At 74.8% G+C, this 6,144-nt stretch carries 6 protein-coding genes; all 6 read left to right on the top strand.

Annotation, left to right across the window (positions count from 1 at the left end; genetic code table 11):
* On the top strand, positions 1 to 895 hold an 895-nt coding region (locus tag GUY61_RS33090), incomplete at its 5' end, for a Rossmann-like and DUF2520 domain-containing protein (protein WP_166634015.1).
* Entirely contained in the window at positions 892 to 1,923 is a 1,032-nt protein-coding gene (panC, locus tag GUY61_RS33085; protein WP_166634014.1) for a pantoate--beta-alanine ligase, read from the top strand. The genes GUY61_RS33090 and panC, both read left to right, overlap by 4 nt.
* Complete coding sequence (locus tag GUY61_RS33080; protein WP_166634013.1) at positions 1,920 to 3,740, top strand: L-aspartate oxidase; 1,821 nt, start codon at positions 1,920 to 1,922, stop codon at positions 3,738 to 3,740. The genes panC and GUY61_RS33080 overlap by 4 nt, the downstream gene beginning before the upstream one ends.
* Positions 3,731 to 4,717: a carboxylating nicotinate-nucleotide diphosphorylase gene (gene nadC, locus GUY61_RS33075; RefSeq protein WP_166634017.1), complete on the top strand. Its 987-nt coding sequence runs from the start codon at positions 3,731 to 3,733 to the stop codon at positions 4,715 to 4,717. Before GUY61_RS33080 ends, nadC begins: the two co-directional genes overlap by 10 nt.
* 3 nt (positions 4,718 to 4,720) lie before the next feature.
* Positions 4,721 to 5,518 carry a type III pantothenate kinase gene (locus GUY61_RS33070; protein ID WP_166634012.1) on the top strand — a complete coding sequence of 266 codons (798 nt, stop codon included), beginning with the start codon at positions 4,721 to 4,723 and terminating at the stop codon, positions 5,516 to 5,518.
* A 144-nt stretch (positions 5,519 to 5,662) separates the two neighbouring features.
* On the top strand, positions 5,663 to 6,144 hold a 482-nt coding region (locus GUY61_RS33065), incomplete at its 3' end, for a hypothetical protein (protein WP_166634016.1).

Raw genomic sequence — 6,144 nt, 5'->3', positions numbered from 1 at the left:
GACGGACCCCAAGGACCGTCCCGCCCGCCTCGCCGTCGGCGTGGTGGGCGCGGGCCGCGTGGGTCCCGCCCTCGCCGCGGCACTGAGCCTGGCCGGGCACCGGCCGGTCGCCGTGTCCGGGGTCTCCGACACCTCGCGCCGCCGGGCCGCCGCGCTGCTGCCCGACGTGCCGCTGGTGCCGCCCGCCCAGGTGCTGGAGCGCTCCGAGCTGGTCCTGCTGACGGTGCCCGACGACGCGCTTCCCGGCCTGGTCGAGGGCCTCGCCGAGACCGGCGCCGTCCGGCCCGGCCAGCTCCTGGTGCACACCTCCGGGCGGTACGGCGCCCGGGTCCTCGACCCCGCCCGGCGGGCCGGCGCCCTGCCGCTCGCCCTGCACCCCGTCATGACCTTCACCGGCACCTCCGTCGACGTGCAGCGGCTGGCGGGCTGCTCCTTCGGTGTGACCGCGCCCGAGGAGCTGCGGCTGGCCGCGGAGGCACTGGTCATCGAGATGGGCGGCGAGCCCGAGTGGATCGAGGAGGAGGCCCGCCCGCTCTACCATGCGGCACTCGCCCTCGGCGCCAACCACCTGGTGACCCTGGTCGCCCAGTCCATGGAGCTGCTGCGCACCGCCGGTGTCGGCGCCCCGGACCGGATGCTCGGCCCGCTCCTCGGCGCTGCCCTCGACAACGCGTTGCGCTCCGGCGACGCCGCCCTGACCGGCCCCGTGGCCCGCGGCGACGCGGGCACCGTCGCCGCTCACGTCGCCGAACTGCGTGCCCACTCCCCGGCCATGGTGGCCGGTTACCTCGCGGTGGCCCGGGCCACCGCCGACCGTGCCCTGGCGCACGGGCTGCTCAAGCCGGAGCTGGCGGAAGACCTGCTCGGCGTCCTCTCGGACGGAGATCCCCGATGAGCCGTACGACGGACCGGCCGCCCACCGAGGCGCCCCCCGTGACCGTCACCCGCACCGCCGCCGAGCTGCGCGCCCTGCCCCGCTCCGGCCGCCGCGCGGTCGTCATGACCATGGGTGCCCTGCACGAGGGGCACGCCTCCCTGATCCGCAGCGCCCGGAGCCTCGCCGGCCCCGAGGGCCAGGTCGTGGTCACCGTCTTCGTCAACCCGCTGCAGTTCGGCGCCGGCGAGGACCTCGACCGCTACCCGCGCACCCTGGACGCCGATCTGCGCCTCGCCGCCGGGGCCGGCGCGGACGCCGTCTTCGCGCCCTCGGTCGACGAGGTGTACCCGGGCGGGGAGCCGCAGGTCAGGATCACCGCGGGTCCGATGGGCGAACTGCTCGAGGGCGCCGCCAGGCCCGGCCACTTCGACGGCATGCTCACCGTCGTCGCCAAGATGCTGCACCTCACGGCCCCCGACCTCGCGCTCTACGGGCAGAAGGACGCCCAGCAGCTCGCGCTGATCAGGCGCATGGTGCGGGACCTGAACTTCGACGTGGAGATCGTCGGCGTACCGACCGTGCGCGAGGAGGACGGGCTCGCCCTGTCCAGCCGCAACCGGTATCTCTCGCCGCCGGAGCGGCGCACCGCGCTCGCCCTGTCCCGCGCCCTGTTCGCGGGCCGCGACCGCCTGGCCGCCGAGGCCGCGCTGCGGGCGCGCGCCGAGGCGACGCCCGCCGCCGGGTCCCGGGCCGGCCGCCTCGCCGCGCTCGGCGAGGCGCGGGCCGCGGCCGACGCGCACGCCGTGGCCAGCGCCGCCGCTCACGAAGGGCCCGCCGCCGTACGGACCGCGGCGCGCGCCGTGCTGCACGAGGCGACCCGTGCCCACCCCCCGCTCGCCCTCGACTACCTCGCGCTGGTCGCCCCCTCCGACTTCCACGAGGTCCCCGACGACTACACCGGGGACGCGGTCCTCGCCGTCGCCGCCCGGGTCGGCACGACCCGACTGATCGACAACATCCCGCTGACGTTCGGAGTGCCCAAGTGACCGGCATACGCCTCAGTGCCCCAGTTCCCGGCTGGTCCATCGAGGCCGATGTCGTGGTCGTCGGTTCCGGGGTGGCGGGACTGACCGCCGCCCTGCGCTGCGCCGCCGCGGGCAGGCACACGGTCGTGGTCACCAAGGCCCGCCTGGACGACGGATCCACCCGCTGGGCGCAGGGCGGCATAGCCGCCGCCCTCGGCGAGGGCGACTCCCCCGAGCAGCACCTCGAGGACACCCTGGTGGCGGGCGCGGGCCTGTGCGACGAGCGGGCGGTACGTCTCCTCGTCACCGAGGGCCCCGACGCCGTACGCCGCCTCATCGCGTCCGGCGCCCGCTTCGACACCGACCCGGGCTCCGGTGAGATCGAGCTGACCCGCGAGGGCGGCCACCACCGGCGCCGCATCGCGCACGCCGGCGGCGACGCCACCGGCGCGGAGATCTCCCGGGCCCTGGTGGAGGCGGTGCGGGAAGCGGGGGCCGCCCCCCTCGGCGGAGCCGGGGGGCGGATCGAGACGGTGGAGAACGCGCTCGTCCTGGACCTCCTCACGGACGACGAGGGCCGCACCGAGGGCGTCACCCTGCACGTGATGGGCGAGGGCCAGCACGACGGCGTGGGCGCCGTCCGCGCGCCCGCCGTCATCCTCGCCACCGGGGGCATGGGCCAGGTCTTCTCCGCGACCACCAATCCGGCCGTCTCCACCGGCGACGGCGTGGCCCTGGCGCTGCGCGCCGGGGCCGAGGTGAGCGACCTCGAATTCGTCCAGTTCCACCCCACGGTGCTGTGGCTGGGCCCGGAGGCCGAGGGCCAGCAGCCGCTGGTCTCCGAGGCGGTGCGCGGCGAGGGGGCCCATCTCGTGGACGCGGACGGCGTCCGCTTCATGGTGGGGCAGCACGAGCTAGCCGAGCTGGCTCCGCGCGACATCGTGGCCAAGGGCATCATGCGGCGGATGCGGGAGACCGGGGCCGAGCACATGTACCTCGACGCCCGGCACTTCGGCGCCGTGATGTGGGAGCACCGCTTCCCCACGATCCTCGCCGCGTGCCGCGCCCACGGCATCGACCCGGTCACCCGGCCGATCCCGGTCGCCCCGGCCGCCCACTACGCCTCCGGCGGCATCCGCACCGACCTGTACGGGCGGACGACGGTCCCGGGCCTGTACGCGTGCGGCGAGGCCGCCTGCACCGGTGTCCACGGCGCCAACCGGCTCGCCTCCAACTCGCTGCTCGAAGGGCTGGTCTTCGCCGAGCGCATCGCCGAGGACATCGCGGCCGGCACCACGTGGGCGCCCTCGCGGCCGGCGGAGAAGACCCCCTTCACGCTGCCCCTCGTCCCGCCGGAGACCCGGACCGAGATCCAGCGGATCATGACGCACGGTGCCGGGGTGCTGCGTTCCGCCGAGAGCCTGCGGCTCGCCGCCGAGGCACTCGAGGCGATCGCCGTACGCCAGGACCGGGACGCAGACCGGGCGCCGGGCCGGGACGGGGCGGACGGCCGGCACGCGGACGCGGATGCGGGCGAGGGCGCGGGCGGGGACGAGGGCGGGGACGAGGGCCGCAAGACCGCCGAGCCCGGCGTCGAGTCCTGGGAGGCCACCAACCTCCTGTGCGTCGCGCGCACCCTCGTCGCCGCCGCCAGGGAGCGCGAGGAGACCCGCGGCTGCCACTGGCGCGAGGACTGCCCGGACGCCGACGACCTGCACTGGCGCCGGCACCTGATCGTGCGGCTTTCCCCCGACCGCGCCCGCGTGGTACGCCGTACCCCCGACGCGGATTTCCCGCCCGTAGTCCAACCCATCCCGACACCGGAGCCATCACAGTGAGCCCCACCGACGACCTCCCGCTCCTCGACGCCGAAGGCGGCTGCGGTGACGACTGCGCCTGCGGCGACAACGAGCACGTGTACGAATGCGGGCTCGACCCCGACCTGGCCGCGCTGCTCGCCGAGGCGGGTCTCGACCCGATCCAGGTCGAGGACATCGCACACATGGCCGTCGAGGAGGACCTCGACGGCGGCGTGGACGTGACGACCGTCGCGACCGTTCCCGAGGACGCCGTCGCCACCGGCGACTTCACCGCCCGCGAGGCGGGCACCGTGGCCGGTCTGCGCATCGCCGAGGCCGTCCTCTCCGTGGTGTGCACCGACGCCTTCGAGGTGGAGCGGCATGTCGAGGACGGCGACCGGGTCTCGCCCGGCCAGAAGCTGCTCAGCGTCACGACCCGCACCCGCGACCTGCTGACCGCGGAGCGCAGCGCCCTGAACATCCTGTGCCGGCTCTCCGGCATCGCCACCGCCACCCGCGCCTGGGCCGACGTGCTGGAGGGCACGAAGGCGAAGGTCCGCGACACCCGCAAGACGACCCCTGGCCTGCGCGCCCTGGAGAAGTACGCGGTGCGCTGCGGCGGCGGCGTCAACCACCGCATGTCGCTGTCGGACGCGGCACTGGTGAAGGACAACCACGTGGTGGCGGCGGGCGGCGTCGCCGAGGCCTTCAAGCTCGTGCGGGAGCAGTTCCCCGACGTTCCCGTCGAGGTGGAGGTCGACACCCTGCACCAGGTGCGCGAGGTCCTGGACGCGGGCGCCGACCTGATCCTGCTGGACAACTTCACGCCCGTGGAGACCGAGGAGGCCGTGGCCCTCGTGAAGGGGCGGGCGGTCCTGGAGTCCTCCGGCCGGCTGACCCTCGACACGGCCCGCGCCTACGCCGAGACCGGCGTCGACTACCTCGCGGTCGGAGCGCTCACGCACTCCTCCCCGGTCCTCGACATCGGGCTCGACCTCCGAGAGGCCCAGGGCTGACCGATGCTGCTCACCATCGACGTCGGCAACACGCACACGGTGCTCGGTCTCTTCGACGGCGAGGACATCGTCGAGCACTGGCGCATCTCGACCGACGCCCGCCGCACGGCCGACGAGCTCGCCGTCCTGCTCAACGGCCTGATGGGCATGCACCCGCTGCTCGGCGAGGAGCTGGGCGACGGCATCGAGGGAATCGCCATCTGCGCGACGGTGCCGTCCGTCCTGCACGAACTGCGCGAGGTCACCCGCCGCTACTACGGCGACGTGCCGTCGGTCCTGGTCGAACCCGGGATCAAGACCGGTGTGCCGATCCTCATGGACAACCCCAAGGAGGTCGGCGCGGACCGCATCATCAACGCGGTCGCCGCCGTGGAGCTGTACGGCGGCCCGGCGATCGTCGTCGACTTCGGTACGGCGACGACCTTCGACGCGGTCAGCGCGCGCGGCGAGTACACGGGCGGCGTGATCGCCCCCGGCATCGAGATCTCCGTCGAGGCGCTCGGTGTCCGCGGCGCACAGCTGAGGAAGATCGAGCTGGCCAGGCCGCGCAGCGTCATCGGCAAGAACACGGTCGAGGCCATGCAGTCCGGCATCCTGTACGGCTTCGCGGGCCAGGTGGACGGCGTGGTGACCCGGATGGCCGCGGAGCTGTCGGAGAACCCGGACGACGTGACCGTCATCGCGACGGGCGGACTTGCGCCGATGGTGCTCGGCGAGTCCTCGGTCATCGACGAGCACGAGCCGTGGCTGACGCTGATCGGGCTGCGCCTGGTGTACGAGCGGAACGTGTCCCGCATGTAAGCGGGGACCGTCCCCGCCCCACCGCCGGGGCGGGGACGGCCGTCCGCCTTGCGCGGGGCGCGCGGAGTACTGGCGTTAAGCGGATTTTGTCCGAATAGCGCGTATCGTCGGCACATGCCCACGCCACACGGATCCCGCGGCGGAATGGCGTTCAGCGCAGACGAGCTGCGTGTGCTCCGACGTGCCCTCGCCGTCGCCCTCCACCCCGTCCCCGTCCCCGCCGAGGATGTCCAGAAGTGTCTGCGGCTCGCCGACGCCCTGGACGAGGCCACCCGTGAAGCGGACCGGCTCCGCGGCTTCGTGCTCGCGGACCTCGCCCGCTACCGCGAGGCCCTCCCCGGCACCGCCTCCGGCTACTTCGCGCTCCTCCGGGACGCCCTGGCCGCAGGCTACGTCCCCGGCCCCGACGACCTCGCGGCCCTGCGTGCGCTGCGCGCCAACCCCGTCGCCGCGGCGCTCCTCGCCGAGTGCCGCACCCTCGCCGAACGCTCCGTACGCGCCCGTCTGTCGGCCGCCTCGGCCGCTCCGTCGCCGCGCGCCCGCCTGCTGGCCTTCCCCACGGCGCGCGCGGCGAAGGGGGAACCGCCGGGGCCCGTGCGCAAGCCCGAGCCGAAGGACCCGGAACC

It is taken from the genome of Streptomyces sp. GC420 (assembly GCF_009916105.1).
In the GTDB taxonomy this organism is placed as follows: domain Bacteria; phylum Actinomycetota; class Actinomycetes; order Streptomycetales; family Streptomycetaceae; genus Streptomyces.
The sequence above is the reverse complement of the archived record's forward strand: the minus strand, read 5'-3'. Positions and strand labels throughout refer to the sequence as shown.